Consider the following 448-nt stretch of genomic DNA (forward strand, 5'->3'; position numbering starts at 1 on the left):
GGGGATGGCGCAGAGGCTTAAGGCTGGGATGCGGCTTCCTGCCCCTTCTTCCTCCTCTCTTCTTTTCCTTTCTTTTCCTCCCTTCTCTTTTTTTCTTCCTCCTCTTTCCTTTTCTCCTCCTTTCCCCCCTCCCTTTTTTTTTTCCCTCTTCCCTCTTCCCCCCTTCCCTTCCCTTTCCCTTCCCCCTTTCCTCCTTCCTTCCCTTTCTCTCCTCTTTCTCTCCTCTTCCCCCTTCTCCTCCTTTCCCCTCTTTTTCTTTTCCTCTCTTTCCCTCTTTTCCCCCTCTTCCTTCTTTTCCCCCCCTTCCCCCCTCCTTTCTTCCCCTTCTCTTCCTTTTCCTTCTTCCCTCCTCCCTCTTCCCTTCCCTTTCCCCCCCTTCTCTTTCTTCCCCCTTCCTTCCTCTTTTCCTCTTTTCTTCTTTCCTTTTCCTTTTTCCCTCTCGTCCTCT

The 448-nt window shown here is 51.6% G+C and carries 1 protein-coding gene; it reads right to left on the bottom strand.

Features of this window, described 5'->3' with window-relative positions; genetic code table 11:
- Window positions 1–17: 17 nt before the first annotated feature.
- On the bottom strand, window positions 18–448 hold a 431-nt coding region (locus tag LK536_RS58520), incomplete at its 5' end, for a hypothetical protein (protein WP_506092303.1).

It is taken from the genome of Clostridium pacaense (assembly GCF_020709765.2).
Classification (GTDB): Bacteria; Bacillota; Clostridia; order Lachnospirales; family Lachnospiraceae; genus Enterocloster; species Enterocloster hominis.